General features: G+C 46.5%; 12 protein-coding genes and 2 tRNA genes. 1 reads left to right on the forward strand and 13 read right to left on the reverse strand.

Translation table 11 applies throughout. From position 1 onward, the window contains the following. Positions 1-578: 578 nt before the first annotated feature. From HMPREF1640_RS09340 to HMPREF1640_RS09400, 12 genes are all read right to left on the reverse strand, one after another. Positions 579-2,243 carry a C10 family peptidase gene (locus HMPREF1640_RS09340; protein WP_231565882.1) on the reverse strand — a complete coding sequence of 555 codons (1,665 nt, stop codon included), beginning with the start codon at positions 2,241-2,243 and terminating at the stop codon, positions 579-581. Positions 2,244-2,371: 128 nt separating this feature from the next. Continuing rightward, on the reverse strand, positions 2,372-3,226 hold the full coding sequence (locus tag HMPREF1640_RS09345; protein WP_036894135.1) for a hypothetical protein: 855 nt from the start codon (positions 3,224-3,226) through the stop codon (positions 2,372-2,374). Positions 3,227-3,257: 31 nt separating this feature from the next. Continuing rightward, complete coding sequence (locus HMPREF1640_RS09350; protein WP_036894136.1) at positions 3,258-4,868, reverse strand: RagB/SusD family nutrient uptake outer membrane protein; 1,611 nt, start codon at positions 4,866-4,868, stop codon at positions 3,258-3,260. An 18-nt stretch (positions 4,869-4,886) separates the two neighbouring features. Further along, a complete protein-coding gene (locus HMPREF1640_RS09355) occupies positions 4,887-8,114 on the reverse strand; it encodes a TonB-dependent receptor (protein ID WP_036894137.1) in 3,228 nt (1,075 codons plus the stop codon). 391 nt (positions 8,115-8,505) lie between these two features. Then, positions 8,506-8,576, reverse strand: a tRNA-Gly gene (locus HMPREF1640_RS09360). Positions 8,577-8,646: 70 nt separating this feature from the next. Next, positions 8,647-8,719, reverse strand: a tRNA-Thr gene (locus HMPREF1640_RS09365). Between the two features lie 308 nt (positions 8,720-9,027). Beyond that, positions 9,028-10,728 (reverse strand): putative transporter, encoded by a 1,701-nt coding sequence (locus tag HMPREF1640_RS09375; protein ID WP_036894140.1) that lies wholly within the window; start codon positions 10,726-10,728, stop codon positions 9,028-9,030. A gap of 77 nt (positions 10,729-10,805) precedes the next feature. Continuing rightward, the gene (locus HMPREF1640_RS09380; RefSeq protein ID WP_036894142.1) at positions 10,806-12,107 is read right to left on the reverse strand and encodes an NCS2 family permease; all 1,302 of its coding nucleotides are present in this window, start codon (positions 12,105-12,107) and stop codon (positions 10,806-10,808) included. A gap of 8 nt (positions 12,108-12,115) precedes the next feature. Further along, complete coding sequence (gene nudC, locus HMPREF1640_RS09385) at positions 12,116-12,988, reverse strand: NAD(+) diphosphatase (protein ID WP_052051788.1); 873 nt, start codon at positions 12,986-12,988, stop codon at positions 12,116-12,118. 41 nt (positions 12,989-13,029) lie between these two features. Then, positions 13,030-14,751, reverse strand: coding sequence for a bifunctional UDP-sugar hydrolase/5'-nucleotidase (locus HMPREF1640_RS09390; RefSeq protein WP_036894166.1), 1,722 nt, complete (start codon positions 14,749-14,751; stop codon positions 13,030-13,032). Between the two features lie 204 nt (positions 14,752-14,955). Continuing rightward, positions 14,956-15,822, reverse strand: a complete 867-nt coding sequence (locus tag HMPREF1640_RS09395) for a neutral zinc metallopeptidase (protein ID WP_036894143.1) — start codon at positions 15,820-15,822, stop codon at positions 14,956-14,958. Between the two features lie 792 nt (positions 15,823-16,614). After that, entirely contained in the window at positions 16,615-17,391 is a 777-nt protein-coding gene (locus HMPREF1640_RS09400) for a ThiF family adenylyltransferase (RefSeq protein WP_036894144.1), read from the reverse strand. 140 nt (positions 17,392-17,531) lie between these two features. On the opposite strand from HMPREF1640_RS09400, the gene HMPREF1640_RS09405 reads away from it, so the two are divergent. Continuing rightward, on the forward strand, positions 17,532-17,897 hold the full coding sequence (locus HMPREF1640_RS09405) for a hypothetical protein (protein WP_036894146.1): 366 nt from the start codon (positions 17,532-17,534) through the stop codon (positions 17,895-17,897). A gap of 79 nt (positions 17,898-17,976) precedes the next feature. On the opposite strand, the gene hemW is transcribed toward HMPREF1640_RS09405, so the two are convergent. After that, a complete protein-coding gene (hemW, locus tag HMPREF1640_RS09410) occupies positions 17,977-19,074 on the reverse strand; it encodes a radical SAM family heme chaperone HemW (RefSeq protein ID WP_036894148.1) in 1,098 nt (365 codons plus the stop codon). Between the last annotated feature and the right edge of the window lie 105 nt (positions 19,075-19,179).

Raw genomic sequence — 19,179 nt, forward strand, 5'->3', positions numbered from 1 at the left:
TAAAAAAAAATATCATTGAAAGAATCTGACAAAAGCACGTTTGAAACTTCTGTATTTGTCAAGCGGTGCACATTCGCTTGCAAACAGGCGAAAAATGGGAGTTTTTCTCAACATGCTATAAAACAAGAACATACAAAGAAAAAGGTGCGAACTTGGGCAAATAGTTTTTTTAAGCGGTTGCCTTGGCTACTTATTCGCGTCGTGATTAGATACGAATCGCTTGCCGATTAAAGCCCATTCGTGTCTTGTTTGAGCGCTCAACGTGGCACGAATAAGCGTTAATCGCAAAAAGACAAGGCGATATGGGGGCTACAAAAATGATTTTAAACGAGAAACAATTCTATTTATTCTCTATAATGTCATGTATGGGAGGGCATTTTTTCAGGATATTTTTTTGACAAATATAAATTGATCGTCTCGCCCTAAACGTGTTTTTCAGAATTTTGTGTGAGCCATGTATACAGAATGTTTTACTTGTGTCTTTATTACAAAAAGAAATTGTTAGCATCTTCATGACACCATTGACTGACAATATGAAACAAAAAAGCTCACAAAAACTTGTGAGCTTTTAGATTGTGTCAAAGTATAACTTTGCGCGTGCCGCGCTGATCTTTGACGATAAATATACCATGCAGATTGAGATTGGAACAGTCTCCGGTGGCTATCTTGCGGCCCTGCATATCAAATATTTGAGCTGGCCGACGTGACGCCGTGGTGGGGCTTGATATACCTGTCAGCCAATTGTAATCGGTCTGATTGCTCTTTATGGTGAACTTTCTGTTGGCAACATGAATAATGACACTGTTCTTTTTGCCGTATTCCGCCCTTACTATTTGCCAATCAGCATCCCTGTAGTCCTTGAAACGTGGGTAGATTTTATAATCGCCATCGGGTAGACCGGCGGGGAGCTTAAGGTTTGGCCATTTGTAAGATATCCAGTAACTGTCTTTTGCCGTGTAATCAATTGAAACCAAGTCGCGCAGGATGCCATTTCCCTCGATGACGAGTTGGAATTCGCCATCAAGCGTGGAGCTGCTCACGTTCCACAATCGAATTTCAGGCACGGAAAAGGCTACCTTGCTAAACGGTTCTATTGTTAGCTCATTGTCATAGTATAATGTCAGATGGCTTTTCCATTGTCCGTCCCGCGCTGGCTGAATGCCGATAATCATATCTTGTTTGTAACTGTAGTCGCCATTGCCTTCAGGGGTGAGGATGCCGATATCAAAATAGCCGTCCTCAAATCCTCCCCATCCCCAATTGACATACACTTGGCCGTCTTTATTGTAGCCGTCAATAACAAAGGCATGGCCATTTTTCCAGTTCCTATCGTTGCCGGAATAGTAGATGGGGCGATGTTTGGACAGTTCGGTAAATACCATGTCCATCCACTCTTGCTCTGAATAGTAATTGCGTGTATAACGATTCATGTTGGGGTTGTAGCCAAAATACTTAATAAGCGCGTTTTGCGCGCTGCTTGTGTATGACGAACTGAAGTTTGGCTCATACTTCATGTTGACGGAGATACCCACCTGTCTCATCAGTTCGGAAACAGCTTTGGCCTCTTCGTCAGAGTATTTTGACTTTTCATAGACCTTGAGCATTTTGTCCCATTGGTAAGGCGAGGCGGAGAAATCGGCCGTGAGGTTCTCGCCATGACTGGTGTAACTGTTGGATCCAATGCCTACAGTGGGATATTTGTAATAGCGCATAATCTGCGACATGGCGATTGCCACGCAACCCACTAAGTAAGGCTTGCCGTTATCATCCTTTTGTATGTCGTTGTTAAACGGTGCCTCCTGATGCCATTTGGTCTCTATGAGTGGGGCAACATGGTCGGGTAGGGGCGCCGCTGGCGCGATGGCGGCTCTGTATGCTTGGCCATTGGCCAAGCGCGAGGCAACGGCAGCGTTGGCAGCTCTCAAATACCATTGAAAAGCGGGATTGGGATTTGTGCTGGTGGCATAGGGCTTGTTTGAAACTCCGACGACAGCCTCGATGGCATCATCATTGGCAAGCACCACAAAGCCCTTCTGTTTGTCACCAATTACAGTTAGGTTTGACATGGCCTGCAACGTTACAAGACGTGTGGCGGCGTTTGCTCTTGTTTCATTTGCATCTGATGAGGAGACCAACTGTCGAGCGGCGATGGCTTTGAGTTGAGCCAAGGTTCGGGGCTTTGCCGAGACAGCCGAGACCACAAGCGTCGCAAGGAAAATTAAGGTAAATGTTCTATATTTCATGACGTTCAAATTTATCACTATGTATGAAAAACCCAATGGGCTTGTAGGCGAACTGTATTCCGCCGCCCATTGGGTTGCAATTAATAAAAGAAACAACAAGTGTTATCTTTTTATTTTTCGCTCATTTTTTAGTCTAAAAACGCTATCCATTCTGGTTTCTGATTGTTTACCCACCATCCCCAATCGGGAGAGTACCAGTGGAACCATAACTCGAAAGTGTCATCATCTGGATGGTATTCGCCACATTCGTCCTTGGTCAAAGCGTCAATGTCGGCCTTCTTCCAAAGTTTCTCGCTATCACCAAACCAAAAACCAACAATCCAGAAATCTTTTATGCCATCGTTGTTCCATTTCTGCTTATGGATGTACTGTGGCTTCATGTGAAGTATGTTCTTACTATCTTTCCAGAAAGTAATGGTTCCCATGTCGCTGTCAATCCATTCAGCCTTTGCATGTAGTCCTTTGATGGTGTAAGTACCCTTAGGAAATTCCATAACATTGATATTCTTGAACATCCATCCATAATACCAGCTGTCCCAATTGGCGTGGTGCAGGATGTATCTGTTCACGGTGATGTCAAGCTCGGTGTTACCATAATCGTAGGCTTGCGCGTCATCGACCTTGATATTTACTTTCTCAGAGCTTGCGGGTTGCATGTCAAAGTTGACGTTGATCTTCTTTGTTTTTTCCCCAGCTTTAAACTCTACGCTTTGAGGCACTTTGAATTTGCTGTTATTTGATATTAAATGAATGGCAGCGGCCGTGGAAGCGTCAGGACGACCCACCGTAAGCTCAAGTTTTTGTGGTTCGCTATTTTCCAAGTCTATGACTGTTTTTTCGGTGAGAATATATGCCTTTTGTGTGGCAACGCTGCTATCGGGTTTTGCGGCAGGCTCATACTCGTACTCATTAACACAAGAAGCGAGAAACGCTACGCTCACAAGCATTAGTATAGCCTTAAAGGTTTGATATGTCTTTTTCATAATTTCTAATGATATTACGTTACAATGTTAGTTACTTTACCCAAGGCGTGTATTTGTTGGATGGGTCAGGATTGTTCCATCCTACAAGCGCTTTATTGTTGATTTGCTCTTGGTCTACAAACACGATGTTCATCCATGCTGGACGACCGTCGGTGTTAAACCTGCATCTCTCATAGAAGTTTGTGCCGGGATAGCCACGTTTAACGGAGTAGTTCAAACGTTTTACATCGAAGAATGTTTGTCCTTCGCCCCAAAGCTCAACTCTTTTTTGGAAAACAATTTCCTCTACTAAAGCGTCTTTAGTGGATGCTGTGACCGAATATTTCTTATCGCGATAGTTACGCATGAAATCTTCTATCAGTTTCTTTCCACGTGCCATATCCTGATGTGCGGCTGCCTCTGCTTCGATAAAATACATTTCCTCAACGCGCATGAGTGGGTAAGCGGTAGACTCGCCAGTAATCATGTCATCAAAACGGCCATTTCCAGGTCTCCATTTTAAGGAAGCGTATGTAGGAAGAACAGATTTAAACTGATCGTCGACATAGACATTTTTAGCGGCCAAAGGTGAATCGTCTGGAGCTTTCCACATCAGTTTTCTGAAGTCAGTATCGCTGATTCTGTCATAAATGCTCTTTCCAATCATTTGCTTACATGGATTTTGGAGGTATCCGTATTTAATCTCGTTGCTCTTCCATGACGTCCAGTTCAGCCATCCGTCTTTGACCGTTTTGTCATCCTTGGTGTATTGAACAGCCCACATCCATTTGTTAGCTTGGTTGAAACCTGTTTTTGAATCAAGGCAATCTTTTTCTGTCATGGGTTGCACGCTTGCTTTGTTAATAGCGTTTCGAGCTGCCTTTTCAGCATTGGCATAGTCGCCCATCCAAAGGTAGAGGCGTGCCTCCAAACCATAAACAACAGACAAATCGGGGAGAGTTTGTCCACGGGTGCTCTTCAAATGAATGATGTTTTGCTCAGCGTTTTTCAGGTCTTCAAGAATGAATGCAGTCATTTTTTCCTTTGTAACGCGAGGATTCACACGCGCGGAGTCATTGCTCATGTTGGGCTTGATGATAGGAACGGTTAGCCCGGTGACGTCATTCCCGTCAGCGTTGATATTGCTTGTCACTTTGTTGGGCAAGAACTCGAACATACGAGCGATATCCAAATACATCATGGCACGATTGGCTTGAGCCACGCCTAAATATCCTTTTTGCTCATCGGTCGCGGTCTTTGGGTCGATGGTTCCAATGACATTGTTCGTGTTCAAAATATATTTGTAGGGATATTCCAACAGGAATTGAGTGCAAAGTCTGTCTTGGCCAATGCCGGTACAGTTTGCCCACGGCCAAAACCAATCGAACTTATTGTCCACGGTGGCCAAATCTTCGGTCATGACATCGCGGATGTGCATCATGGCACCGATTCCCCAACTGTATGAAATGTCCCATGACCACCATACAGCTTTGGCATAAGCAGGGATAGCGTTGACCATCGCCTCGGTTGCCGTGGGCGATTTGCCAACTTGGTCTTTTGTAGCTTTAGACGTTGGGAATGTCTCGTCTATACAGCTTGTGAGCAGCGAAGAGCACATAAACGAGCCCACAAATGCTTTTGTGATTATATTTGAAAGTTTCATTTTTCTTATTTTTTTAAGTTAGAATGTGATCGATATACCACCTGTAATGGTACGTATTGGTGAATAGTTCACATTGTTACCAGTACCATCAATGCTTTGTCTTGGGTCCATGCCTTGGCGCTTCGACCACAACCATACATTGTCAGCAACGCCATAAACGCGTATTTTCTCCAAACCCCATGAAGTGGTTAACTTAGTCGGAAGTGTATACCCCAAGGTGATGTTTTGTAATGACAGGCTTGACGCATTGATCAAAAAGCGGTCGCTGTAAGCTGTCGAGAACTCGTCATTGCACTGTATACGTGGAATGTTCGATTCTGTGTTTTCTGCTGACCAAGCCTTTAACATATCTTTATGGAAGGCGTAGCCACGGCTGAGCGACATGGCGCTGGCATAGGTTTCATCGTAGTATTGACCGCCAATTTGGTAAGCAAAGTCAATGGAGAAATCAAATCCCTTGAAGTTAACGGATGTACCAAACCCACCATAGCCATCCGGAAGTGATGTGCCACAGAGGTAATAGTCGGCGTCGCCCGTTGTTTTTACGGTGGTTAACTCTTTCACAATGGGTTGCCCCTTGCTGTCCAGCACACGCTTGCCATTAGCGTCGGTCTCGTAGACGTTCTTGTAATACAAGGCCTCGCCCGTTTTGTGGTCAACGCCTGCGTAGCGATACATACGGAATACGTTGAGTGGCTGATTTTCGCCATAGAAGTAACCATCAGACATATAGCCCTCAACGCCGTCTACAACAGCGTTCTTGCTTTCTTTAGCCAACTTGGTGATACGGTTTTTATATGTCGTAAAATTCAAGTGCGCGGACCATGTGAAATCCTTAGTACGGATGATGTCTCCGTTAAGTTCTATCTCAACTCCGCTGTTGGCCATGTTTCCAATGTTTTTGTAATAGCCTTTGTAACCAGTTGTTCCAGGCAGTGTGTACCAAGCCAACATATCTGTTGTGGTACGGTAGAAGTATTCCAAAGAACCACTTAACCTGCTTCCGAAGAGCGAGAAATCAATACCGGTGTTGAAGTTTCCACCTTTTTCCCATGTGATTTCCTCATTTCCTACCGTTGCAGGTGTAATGGCAAGCTCACCGTTTGAATTGACAATGTTGTACATATAAGCATAGCGGAAGTTACCGATTCGGTCGTTTCCTTGCTCTCCATACGATGCTTTCAGTTTTAATTCATTTATCCAATTGGTCTTCAGCCAAGACTCTTTGCTCATCAACCAGGCACCACCCATTGACCAGAAATTACCCCAACGATGTTTGGGATGGAAATGAGAGGAGGCGTCGCGACGATAGGACACCGAGCCAAAATAGCGTTGGTCATAATTGTACTGAACGCGCCCGAACCATCCCTCGGTGTTGTAGTCGCCCATAGAAGAGCCTGTGTCGATAACCAATACAGCCTGGTTCATCTCGCTACTCTCGTTTGAGAAAGTTTTTTGGCGTTCGCCAAATATGTTGTAACCACGTGTACGGTAATATTCATGTCCAAGCATTGCCTCGACCTCATGCGCTCCATACTCGTGATGCCAGTTGAGCAACTGCTGGTAGTTGTAGCTCCATGTTCTATCGTGTGAACGTTGTACGGCACCCCTTTGAGCGGAATAGTGACCCAACCAAGGGTTGTGCGTGGTTATTCCTCTGTATTCATCGACGAACACACTGTTGGTTGTAGTGAACCTGAAATCTTTGAGGAAGCGTATTTCAGCGAACCCAATGGCGCTGAAAGAGTTGCCTTCTTGGCCGTTTTGGTTAAGCAAGTTGTCTGAAAGACCGTTCGCGTTGGGCAAGAAAGCTCTTGGTATGCCTAATGTTTGACCATCGCCGTAGTCGTATGCAGGTATTCCTCCATTAGCGAAAGTCATGATATTGCCGTTCTCATCACGAAGATAGAGAGGGTAAATAGGAGCTATGGTAGCCATGGCAAAGACATTGTCTGGAGCCTCACCTTTACCTCCATCTCTTAGAGAGTTGGACTTATAGTGTGTGTAACTGAAGTTTCCGCCGAGCTTCAACCAAGGTTTCATTTGATAATCCGCTTTCATACGTCCGGAGAAACGGCTGTAATCGGAGTTGGGAGATATACCATCATATTTGAGATAGTTCGCCGATCCAAAAAAAGTTGATTTATCCGTGCTGCCATTTGCGGACAGATTGTATTCCTGACGCATGCTGTTTTTATAGATGGCGTCTATCCAATTGTCCGGATAAAGCATGTATTTGGTTCCGTTAGGAGCTGTGATAACATTGCCCAATGTAGCGTAAGGGTTCAACTTTCCGTTCTTGCCAATCAAATACTCATTGGCTGGAACGTTATAAACATTATATCCTAAACCAAAGCTGCTGTTTGATGTAATGTTCTCATTGGCAAATCTATACGCTTCCAAAGGCGAGGATTTGCGTTTGTCAATTGCATAGTTGTACAAGCCTTTGTACCACATTTCATAATATCCCGCAGGATGATAGATATATTCATAGTCAGGCAGCATTCGGCTGTTTGCGCCCCACTTGGCGTCAAACGTGATGGAAGCGTGGTCTTTCCGGCCATTTTTGGTGGTGATAATAATCACACCGTTGGCACCACGTGCGCCATACAGGGCCGCCGATGCTGCGTCTTTCAATACAGTTTCGCTTTCGATATCAGCGGGGTTGAGAGAGTTCATATCACCGTCAAAAGGCACGCCGTCGAGTATTATCAAAGGCGCGTTACCTGAATTGATTGAACTGATACCCCTAATGCGGATTGCCGGAGCTGATCCACCGGGCTGTCCCGACTGACGGGTCATCTGCACACCGGAAACCTTTCCACGCAACGCGTCAACTGGGTTGGTCACTTGTACTTTGGAGATTTCATCTTCTTTCAACACGCCCGCCGAGCCCGTGAACGCGGATTTCTTTGCCGTACCATACGCGACAACAATCACTTCGTCCAAGCCTTTAGACACAGGTATAAGCGTTATCTTCATGCTTGGTTTGGCTTTCAAGTCTATAGTTTCCATTCCTACGTATGAGATACGAAGGGTAGTTTTACCTTTGGGTAGTGTTACATGGAAACGACCGTCAAGATCCGTGATAGCTCCCACGCCCGTACCAATCACTTGTACGGTCGCGCCGACAATAGGTTCGCCATCGTCTTTAGAAATAACCGTTCCGGAAATTTCTGACTGCGCCATAGCTATTCCTGATAGAATAAAGGAGAATAGCATAGACAAAAATAGTCTTTTTTTCATAGATTTAAGTTAGTAAAAGTATTAAACTTAGGTTTTTGATCCTTTAAATTTGGCTGTAAAAGTACCACATTTTTTTTTAGAAAAAAACATCAGGCGGTTAATACATGTTAAATTTCGTCTTTTTTTTGTCATTTTGAAAGTAACAACATGGTTTTCAATAGTTTGAATTGAATATTATTATAATAAATTGGAAAGTCTTAGACTTTAACGAATCCAATATTTCAGATGTAGCGAATTGGCGTATCAGGACAACAGAACAAATGCTCTGGCAAATGCTCTTCTTTGCTTAAAAAAAACAACAAGGCAGTAATTAAAACAAGGTTTGTACGTAATGGGATAGGATGACTATAAGTCTTCGTTTAGGTGGTAACATTGATCAAATACTACCAAGAGCGGAATACGGGAGTCGAACCCGCCTTTCAGGCTTGGGAAGCCCGCGCACTACCGATGTGCTAATTCCGCAATTTTCAAACACAGAAACAACAAATGTCAATTTGACATTAAAAAAATCTATCCATCTCATAGGATAGAGAGCCGATACCCGGACTCGAACCGGGGACCTACGCATTACGAATGCGTTGCTCTACCAACTGAGCCATATCGGCGATTTGCGTGTGCAAAGGTATTATATTTTTTTTGATCCTCCAAATTATTGGAAACAAAACATTCCGTTTTCGCGTCTTTTTGTGCCAATACCGGACAGAGACCCTTGAGGTAACGAAAACCACAGGAGGCAGCATACCTATTTTAACACTTTTCCAAGAGCCATTGACTATGGCCGTTCCGATAGAGGAAAACTTTTAGCCATATGCTTTTGGCTCTTGGAATTTTCGATTTCCATTGTCCCGTTACGCAATAATATCGCAAGCCGCCACGCGCTTTTGTCTCCCCAAAGACATGGATGTTTTTTGCGTCACGCTCCACAGAAAAAGAGAACCACTATCTGGGCAGACAGTATTCTGAGGAACATGCTGAGCGGATAAACCGTCGAGTACCCCACGGCTGGCGCCTCCCTGCTGCAACTGGCGTTGGCATAAGCCAATGCCGGTGGGTCAGTGTAAGTTCCCGCGATCATTCCCATGATGGTGAAGTAGTTGAACTTGTATTTCAACCTCGCGACAGTCCCTATAATAAGAATAGGTATAACAGTGATAAGGAAACCTGTATATACATATTTTAGGCCGTCTCCCTGTGTCACGGTTTCCCAAAATCCGGCGCCGGCCTTGATGCCCACGCTTGAGAGAAACAAAACCAAGCCAAATTCACGAAGCATCATGTTGGCAGAGTTGGTGGTGTATGTCACCAGTTTCATGCGGTATCCGAACCTGCCTATAAGTATCGCTATGATAAGCGGTCCGCCCGCCAAGCCCAATTTTAATGGCACGGGCACGCCCGGAATGGCTATTGGAATACTTCCGAAAACAATACCTATCAACACGCCTATGAATATAGTCGCAATATTTGGAGCGTCAAGTCGCTTGACCGAGTTGCCCATCATTTCAGCCACGCGGTCCACATTGTCCTCTCGTCCCACAACCATAATCTTGTCGCCCACATGGAAGTGGTGGTTCCTGCTGGCGAAGAGATCCATACCTTGGCGAGATATGCGCGTGATGTTTACGCCGTACACGCTTGAGAAATGCATTTTCCCCAAAGTCTTGCCATTCATCTTTGGATTTGTCACCACCACACGTCTTGATACCATGTGTTGCTTGTTGGCATCTTCGTGTATATCCCACTCCGGTTCGATCTCCGGCCCTATAAACGCCTCAACGGCCTCGGCGTCCGCCTCCGCGCAAACGATCAACACTTCGTCACCGATGTTGAATACCGAGTCGTGTTTAGGGGTATGTACCTGTCCATTATGGCAAATGCGGGAGCATACTATGTCTCGATTTAGGAACTCGCAAATCTCCATAAGGTTTCTGCCGGCTATTGGTGGGTTGGTCACTTTTAAAGTCATGGCGTGCGCCTTGGCATGCGGACTTTCCTCCTCGGCTTCTTCCAGCTTAGCTTCTTCCTCTTCGATTCTCGTTCGGGTAATATACCTTATAGCTATTGTGGCGCCAATGATACCGAGCACGCCAAGTGGGTAGGCGCAAGCGTACCCATTGGCTATCTGCGGAATGTTTCCATTTGTAAACACCGCTCCCAAAGCCTCGTTGGCGGCGCCCAACCCCGGAGTGTTCGTGACCGCTCCAAATAATGTGCCCACCATCATGGGAAGGTTAAATGGGTTGCTTGTGTCGAAAAACAAGAAATAGCAAGCAAACATCATCAGCACGTCCAGAACCACTGTCGACATGGCCAACAAGTTGAGGGTGACACCGCCTTTGCGAAAGCTCTCAAAAAAACCGGGGCCCACTTGCAATCCGATGCAGAACACAAACAGGATAAGCCCAAAGTCTTGTAAAAACGTAAGTATGTTCGTGGGGGCCGTAAAGCCGACATGTCCAGCCAAGATGCCGGCGAACAGCACAAACGTGACGCCGAGCGAAATACCTCCAATTTTTACTTTACCCAATAAAATTCCAACAGATATAACGATAGCGTATAAGATAACAATGTGAGCGATGGAGTCTTGCGTGGCAAAGAGATTGATTAACCAGTCCATTTTGTAATGCTAAAATTTTAGTTTGCAAATGTACATAATATAAGTTTAATGGCAAAGCGTTTATCTTGGAATTTCAGCTATGCGTATATAAAATTAAGTATGAACACCACAGAGAGTACCATTAATGTCCAGTTAAGCTCTTGCCATTTGCCAAGGCATAGTTTTAGGATGACATAACTCAGGATGCCCAAGCAGATGCCATCCGCTATGCTATAACATAGCACCATGGTTATCATCGTTATGAATGCGGGAAATGCCTCGCCCACATTACTCAAGTCAATTTTCTTCACCGAGTCGAGCATGAGCACGCCCACCAGTACCAACGCGCCCGAGGTGGCGGCTGCCGGAATGAGCAAGAAGATAGGGGAGAAAAATAGAGACAACAAGAACAGCGCACCTACCATGAAGCTCGTCATACCGGTTTTGCCACCCTCGGCGATACCCGACGCGCTCTCAATATAGGTAGTGATGGTGCTCGAGCCCAGCATGGCGCCGAGCGTGGTGCCGATGGCGTCGCTCATCATGGCCTCTTTGGCTCTGCTAATGCTTCCATCTGGCCGCGCGAAACCGGCTTTCTGGGCCAGGCCCACGAGTGTGCCAACGGTGTCGAATATATTAACGATGAGCAATGATATTATCACCAAGAGCGTATTGTAATTCAACAATCCGTTGAAATCAAATTGGCAAAATGTCAATTCAAGGCTATGTGGAGCGGATATGGGTATCCAATTGTCGGTCAGCACTGTCACTCCCATCGGAATGCCTATTATCGTAGCGATGACAATGCCATAAAAGAGAGCCCCCTTCACTTGCCTTGCCATCAGTATGCCGCTCAACATAATGGCTATTATACCCAATATGGAGACAGGCGTAAACTCGCCCAATCCCACGAAAGTGCCATCTTTGGGCACGATAATCTCCGCGTTTTTCAATCCGATGAAAGCTATGAACATTCCGATACCTGCCGAAATGGCATATCTCAAATTTTGGGGGATGGAGTAGAGTATCATCTCTCGAATGTTGAAAAACGTGATGAAAAGAAACACCAGCCCTTCTATCAGGAGTATAGCCAATGACTGTTGCCATGTGTAGCGCATGGCCTGGCATAGCGTAAAGGCGAAAAAAGCGTTCAGGCCCATACTTGGCGCTTGGGCGAAGGGTAGCTTGGCCATGAAAGCCAACAGTAGCGTCGCGATAGCGGAGGCAAGCGCGGTCGCCGTGAAGACCGCCCCTTTGTCCATGCCTGTTGTGGCGAGAATGGCGGGATTGACGGCCAAGATATAGCTCATGGTGAGAAAAGTGGTGGCTCCCGCCACTATCTCCGCGCGCGGTGATGAGATGTTGTTGTTAAAACCGAGTGCTTTTTCTAAGATTTGCATTGGACTATTTATTGTTTGATTTTTGTAGAGGGCGCATCTTTTTTAAACCGTGTCGTTGGTTCGTGAAAATCAGCAGGTGTTTTCTTGACAGAAGCCAGCCATTGATCTATGAGTTTTCTGGCTACGGAAAGTTTTTCCGGTATCTTGGGCATCTCGTCGTATCGAAACCATCCACCCTTGCTGAGCTCTGAACGTTGCAGCTGTATGTCACCCGAGACATAAGCAGCGGTATATCCCACCATCAGGCCGCAGGGGTAGGGCCATGGTTGCGAACGTTGATAGGTGATATCCTTGATGGTAAGTCCGGTCTCCTCCATCACCTCGCGGGCTACAGCCTCCTCGAGCGTCTCGCCTGTCTCCACAAATCCTGCCACCAATCCATAGAAGTCTGATTTAAAGTTCTTGGCATGCACCAACAGCACCTCGTCGCCTCTATGTATCAACACGATGACAGCGGTAGCCAATTGTGGCCAAACCTCCTTGCCGCACTCGGAACATTTCTTGGATATGTCGGTGTGCATGCGCATGGGCGCACCGCACACACCACAAAATTGGGTGTTACGATCCCAATATAGCAGTTCGCTGCACTTGCCAGCCTTGAGATACAATTCGCTGGAGAGATGATAATATGATTGTCGCAACCCGACAAATTCGTGGCCGCTGTCGCGCAGGGTCACATCGGTGATGGTTATTTGTCGCGAGCTGTCCACATTTAAGGTTTTTACCAGCGTTCCATCATCCATTGGCGACACATCCATGATGTGCGTCCACGGTTTTACCTCAACCGGAACGTCATCGCACAAGGGGATAGACAATGAGCCATCTTTTTGTTTTTGAAGCAGCAAGTCAGTCTTGCTGAATATGAAATAATATTTTTTCAATTTTCCTGTCGCTATTACTTAATACAGAACCAAGCGCGCGCTCATTCCCAGACACCGAAGAGCAGCGCCTTATCTCTCTTGGCCGCGGGCTTGGTCCATTTCTCGGGCACAAAGCGCCAATTATGGTTGGGTTTAGGATTCAGCGTCCCAGCCTTTTTAATTTCCTCCGTGAGATAATATCGCAGATCCTTGCCAGACCGCCAAACAACTCTGTCCTTGAGTTCTTCTTGGGGTATGCCTGCGCCTCGCGTAAGCAGCTCGCCTCCACCATTGGCACGATAGCTGTTTAGGGCCACCGTGTACCATGCGCGCTCATCAAACGGTTTCCCATCGCTCATCCTGATGATTTTCACTTTTTGTCCGTTAGGCTTGGTTACGTCCACCTCGTAGTCTATCCCCGCGGCGGCATCAAAATTGAAACTGAGGTTTTTAAATCCCAGTCTTTGCGCGTCGCCTCGGGTGGCGCTATCGAGCGACAACAGGTGGTCGCTCGCCGATTTCATGGTGTTTGCCCACAGGTCGTAACTCATCTCCAAGTGCTTACGTATCTCCTTGCCTGTCATTTTTATCACGTATAGCTGGTTTTCGTATTTGTACAAGTTGAACATGTCGCTCATGTATATAGGCCCAGCCTTTATACACTCGTCAAACGACAATGGGGCATTGAACGATATGTCGGCGCCGGTTATTTTCAGTTGCAAGTTGAGGATGAGGTCATTAAAAGCGGAGTTCCCAAAATAGCTGTCTCGTGTGTGGATGGCATTCTTTAGCTCGCCAATCTTTTGGTTGGCGTAAGCGTTTACTTTGTCCGTGAAATACTTGAAGTGGTTGGTGAAATCCGTGTCTATCGGCTCGGCGTCCACGTCATGCAGCCTGCCCTCGCACGCCGTGACCGTCCATTTGCCATCTATGGGCACAAGGGTGACGGTAGCCTCTGCCACGGTCATGGCATTGTTGGCCGGGTTTAGGCACAGCACCTTTTTGCCTTCCGCGTTGGTCAGGACGTTGTTGTATCGTGTGTGGTCGTGCCCGAATAGTATAACATCAAATCCGGGAACCTCGCGCGCCACCATTAGCGAGGCGTCCTCCTTGTAGGCATCGGTAGTGATGCCACCATTTCTACCCGAATGAAACAGACCGATAATGACATCCGCCTTCTCGTCTTCTTGCAGTATTTTCACCCATTTCCTTGCCGTGGACACCATTTCGTCAAACCGAAGTCCACTCCACAGATGTTTGGGCAGCCAGTTTGGTATGGCCGGTGTCAACATGCCCAACACGGCTATTTTCACGCCATCGCGCTCTATGCAGGCGTATGGCCTCACATATGGTTTTCCCGTGGAGGCACTTACGATGTTGGCCCCCACAACAGGACAGTTCAGTTCGGACATCCATTTATCGTACACCGCATGGCCAGTCTCTATGTCATGGTTGCCCACGGTCTGAGCGTCATATTTCATATAGTTCACCACCTCGGCCGCAATGTTATGGCTCAAAGTGTCTACATAGTTAGAATAATAGGTTAAAGGCTGTCCTTGCAGTATGTCACCGTTGTCAAGCAAAATAACATTTTGGCCATATTGGGCTCTAAGACCTTTGACATAACTGCTCACTCGCGCCAATGAGCCGGCCTTTGGCTGTCGTCTAATGAAGTCGTATGGGAAAAAAGCGCCATGCACATCAGAGGTCTCAACGATCTTTAATGTTACAGGTTTGGTACTGGCTTGTGTCATATTGCTGGTAAATAGGCAGAGAACTGTCATGCTCGCCGCGACTAACTTGCTGTTCATTGTAAGTGTGTTTATCGTCAACATGGGGTTGCGTTAATATCTCATCCTGATATTTTCAGGTTGATGTTTTCACATCCCAATACTTGTTTTTAAAAGCTATATATTAAAAGGTGTAAAACGTGGATAGGTGCTCAAGAATAGAACGCGACGTTTAACACCCACTTGTTTGTTCTTTTTTCATATTTCATCAAATGTCGTTCGTGTCATGTCGCCCGTCTCCAAGCCAAGCCTGAACCACTTCGCGCGCTGGGCAGGGATGCCGTGGGTGAAGCTCTCGGGGGGCGAGTAGCCTCGCGTTTTTTCCTGAAGGCAATTGCCGCCAACAACCTCCGCGCGCCTCAAAGTTTCTTCCATGTCACCATCCTCAATACTGTCATACCATTTGTTGTCATAGTGTGCCCACACACCAGCATAGTAATCGGCAAGCAACTCCAACTCCACGCTCATCCTGTTTGCGTCCACCGTGTTCATCACGCTCATTTGTTCGCGCGCTCGCCCAAGCTCCCCCAGCAGGTATTCCACATGGTGTCCCACCTCGTGGGCAATGACATAAGCGCACGCGAAATCACCGCCGGCTCCGATCTCGGACTTCATGTTCATCAAGAAACTTAAGTCGAGGTACAACTTTTGGTCAGCGGAGCAATAGAACGGCCTCGCGGCAGCCGTCGCGCGCCCACAGGCGCTGTTCACCGAGCCAGAAAACAACACGAGCGTAGGAGCGGTGTATTTTCGCCCCATTTTTTTGAACTGCCGGCTCCACACTTCTTCCGTGCCAGCCAAAATCTGCCGCGAGAGCTTAGCCAACTTTTGTTCTTCTTCCGTAACTTCACGTTGGCCGCGCCCGTCATTAGACAGTGTCTTTTCACTGACAGAGCCTGATTGGAAGACGTTGCTTACCACATCGCCAAGGTTTCCGCCTGACAAAAGGGTGAACAATGCTATCACCATGACGCCGCCTATGCCGCCTACGCTGGCTTTGGCAGCGCCACTTACACACCTGCGATCTTCCACATTGTTACTTTCTCGCCTGCCAGACAGCCTCATGATGCTTCATTTATAAAACGCTCGTTTTTAGTTTTCTATGCAAAGTTAGGATTTTTATTCGTAAAAGAGATGGCAATATGGATTTTTTTCTCATGCCATCATGACATGCTCGAATGGGCAAGCATCACCCATGGCATAGCTTATTGTATGAAAATAATCACAAAAAACAGACCGTAAAAATACGTCCTTTTATGGCATAAAATCTTGGTTTTTCACCCTGCGTGACAAGAATGACAAGCCACGCTCGCACCTTGGCTTCGCAAACGGTATCTAATCGAGAGGCGGACGGAGCCTTATCGTGCCATAACGAGGCCTTATTCGGCGCGCGATTAAGCCCTGTTCGCGACGCGATGAGATATTAAAGGCATGCGGATTATCTAACATATTTTATGGCATTGGCTTTTTTATTTGTTAAATTTCTGATTAGCAATGTTTTATTAAAGCGTCTCATTTCTCGCGAATTTGCGCGCGATCACTCAATGGTTTACAAATACGCCAATCCTGAGAGGTTTTTTGTTAGATATTTTCCGATTAATAAAAAGTCCATATTGTCAATACTTATGTGTAGACAAAGCGTCTTTTCACGCTTATTTCCCAAATATTGAAACATGCTGATACACTACGCAATCATGATGACAAATCAATGTGGACGGGTTCTAAAAAGATGGCAATCGCCATGGAGTTTACAAAGGCCTCGCTACTAAAAAAGTAAAGTCTGTGGCGTGTGTGCCTATTGGCATTCTCAACATGGCGCCGCATAGGGTAGGGCGATGACGATACAATTTAAGCGTTTTAGGCTTGTCGCATAGTTCCCGCGGCATGAAGAAGGCTTTTGACAATTTCTCCACCTATGATTAATCCGGCGGCCGCCGGCACAAAGGCGTTGCTTGCCGGAACTGGTCTTGCGTTTGGCATGTTGGCCGAGTCGAAAGCGTTGTTAAGAGAACCTGAACGTTCGCAGTGGGCCAACTGGCCAAATGGTTTAAGCGGTTGTTCCTCGCTGAAAACCACTTTGAGATGAAAAATGCCTAACTTACGCATTTTCTTGCGCAGTATTTTAGCTATTGGGTCCATCTTGGTCTTGCTGATATCCGTGACGCGAAACCCTGTGGGGTCCAGCTTGTTAGCGGCTCCCATCGCACAGATAAGGGGCGTTTGCAACTCGTGACAACGCCTGATTAGCTCCAATTTGGCCGAGACCGTGTCGATACAATCGGCTACATAATCGTATTGGGCAAGGTCCACGTCGTCCGCGTTTTGAGACGTGTAGAACATTTGACGCGCCCGAACCGCGCAGTCGGGGTTGATGTCGCGAACACGATCGGCCATGACCTCCACTTTATATTTGCCAACCGTGGAATTGAGGGCGCACAGTTGGCGGTTGATATTGGTGGCGTCCACCCGGTCGTTGTCGAATATATCTATGGCGCCCACGCCACTGCGGGCCAACACTTCTACCACATAGCTGCCCACACCGCCAACGCCAAACACGGCGACATGGGCGTCGGCAAGCGTTCTCATGGCTGGCTCGCCCAATAAAAGCTGGGTACGCGAAAATTGGTTTTGCATTTCTTGCTGTTATTTTGGCTTGCAAAGGTAACAATTTCCACACATTTATGTATCTTGGAGCTTGTTAATCTTTTCTTTCCATATAATTTTAACAGGTCGACAATAATCTTTACCTTTGCAGTATCCAAGAAAGGGTAGGGATGGAAAAAGAATTTGAAGACTATTGGAACTCGCACAGGGCAAGGCTCATCAGGCGCTGTCCGACGTCACTGAAAGATGAACGCCAAAATTCGAGCAAAATGAACACGGCGGGAGATTGGTTGCTGTTTATAGTGCCCGTGGTGGCAATGATACTGTTTATAAATCATGGCTTTTTCAAAAACGAGATGATTAATCTCGTTGTCACACTGGTTATTGGCATCATCGTCTATGTCTTGTCCGACATGCTGAAGCCGTATGTCACCGGGAAGCGGAATGTCGTTGACATTGACAAGGATATAAAACGGCATTTCTACCAAATATACAAGGGAAAGGGATTGAAAGCCCTTGACGATCAAAATACATAATCGCGCGTCCTCGCCTTGGCCGTCGGGGTTGACGGATAAATGGCCGGCCAAAACGGCGGTTGGCTTTTGCGGATGGACGTCAAACCCACATCAAGTCGCTCATAATGGTGTTGCTGATATTTATGCCTGCCATTGACAGGCGCAAGCTGTTATCCTCCAACACAAGCAGCCCTCTGGATATGTAATCCTTGCCGGCTTCTAACAGGTAGTTTTTGTATCGAGGCGCCAACGTGTCAAGGTTTATCCCCTCGCTCGTTCGCAAAGCCGTGGTGACAAGATCGTTATATTTTGTTTCTTCGTCCAATCGCTCCATTTCCGTGGGCAAAATGCCTTTCTCTATCGAGTCGATATATTCGCGTATGTCCGACACGTTCCAGCTACGCGCGCTTTGGTCATAGGAATGGGCTGCCGCGCCTATTCCTATATATGGTATGCCATGCCAATAGGCGGAGTTGTGCTTGCTTCTGAAACCAAGCTTGGCAAAATTGCTGATCTCGTAATGCTCATATCCTGCCGACGTGAGCGCGCTCACAAGTTTGTCATACATTGCCAAGCTCACATTCTCGTCAATCTCTTTGACCTTGCCGGCTTGCCACAGCTTATAAAGAGGCGTGCCCTCCTCGTACATCAATCCATAGGCCGAGATGTGCTCTACGCCCAACTTGAGCGCGCGCCGGAGATCTTGCTCCCAGTCGGCCATGGTCTCGCCGGGAAACCCGAACATCAGGTCTATGCTGATATTGCTTATGCCCTGTTGTCGCAAACGCGCCACGGCTTGTTCCACTTCGGCCGCGGTGTGACGGCGACAGAGAAAACGCAGGCGAACGTCCGAAAAAGATTGGGCGCCCATGCTCACCCTGTTGACGGGTAAATGATTGAACGTATGCCCATCAATGTCGTCAGGATTGCACTCCACGGTTATCTCCGCGTTGGTGTCTACCGTGTACGTGCGGAAAATGTGGTCAAACAGTTTGACAAAGTTCTTGTGTGACAACTGGCTGGGAGTGCCACCTCCAAAATAAATCGTTGAAATATTGGGACGCTCTGGCCTGATAGTCATTTCCCGGCAAATTGAATTTACATATTTGTCTTGCAATCCAACATTGGTGGTGGAATAAAAACCACAGTAAATGCAGCGGCTTGCGCAAAAAGGTACATGAATGTAAAGACCTGCCATAAATTAATCTTTTGTAATGTAAAAGTACTAATTTGTTTTAAAATAATTCACATTTCTCTTTGTTTTTTTTGCGGTATATTCGATTTTTCTTATCTTTAACAACGA

The sequence above is a fragment of the Prevotella sp. S7-1-8 genome, from assembly GCF_000758925.1.
Taxonomy (GTDB): Bacteria; Bacteroidota; Bacteroidia; order Bacteroidales; family Bacteroidaceae; genus Prevotella.

What these genes read in the sequence shown, in the direction of transcription:
- HMPREF1640_RS09340 (WP_231565882.1), bottom strand. Translation starts at nt 2,243, where the DNA reads ATGAAATATAGAACATTTACCTTAATTTTCCTTGCGACGCTTGTGGTC.
- HMPREF1640_RS09345 (WP_036894135.1), bottom strand. Translation starts at nt 3,226, where the DNA reads ATGAAAAAGACATATCAAACCTTTAAGGCTATACTAATGCTTGTGAGC.
- HMPREF1640_RS09350 (WP_036894136.1), bottom strand. Translation starts at nt 4,868, where the DNA reads ATGAAACTTTCAAATATAATCACAAAAGCATTTGTGGGCTCGTTTATG.
- HMPREF1640_RS09355 (WP_036894137.1), bottom strand. Translation starts at nt 8,114, where the DNA reads ATGAAAAAAAGACTATTTTTGTCTATGCTATTCTCCTTTATTCTATCA.
- HMPREF1640_RS09375 (WP_036894140.1), bottom strand. Translation starts at nt 10,728, where the DNA reads ATGGACTGGTTAATCAATCTCTTTGCCACGCAAGACTCCATCGCTCAC.
- HMPREF1640_RS09380 (WP_036894142.1), bottom strand. Translation starts at nt 12,107, where the DNA reads ATGCAAATCTTAGAAAAAGCACTCGGTTTTAACAACAACATCTCATCA.
- HMPREF1640_RS09390 (WP_036894166.1), bottom strand. Translation starts at nt 14,751, where the DNA reads ATGACAGTTCTCTGCCTATTTACCAGCAATATGACACAAGCCAGTACC.
- HMPREF1640_RS09395 (WP_036894143.1), bottom strand. Translation starts at nt 15,822, where the DNA reads ATGAGGCTGTCTGGCAGGCGAGAAAGTAACAATGTGGAAGATCGCAGG.
- HMPREF1640_RS09400 (WP_036894144.1), bottom strand. Translation starts at nt 17,391, where the DNA reads ATGCAAAACCAATTTTCGCGTACCCAGCTTTTATTGGGCGAGCCAGCC.
- HMPREF1640_RS09405 (WP_036894146.1), top strand. Translation starts at nt 17,532, where the DNA reads ATGGAAAAAGAATTTGAAGACTATTGGAACTCGCACAGGGCAAGGCTC.
- hemW (WP_036894148.1), bottom strand. Translation starts at nt 19,074, where the DNA reads ATGGCAGGTCTTTACATTCATGTACCTTTTTGCGCAAGCCGCTGCATT.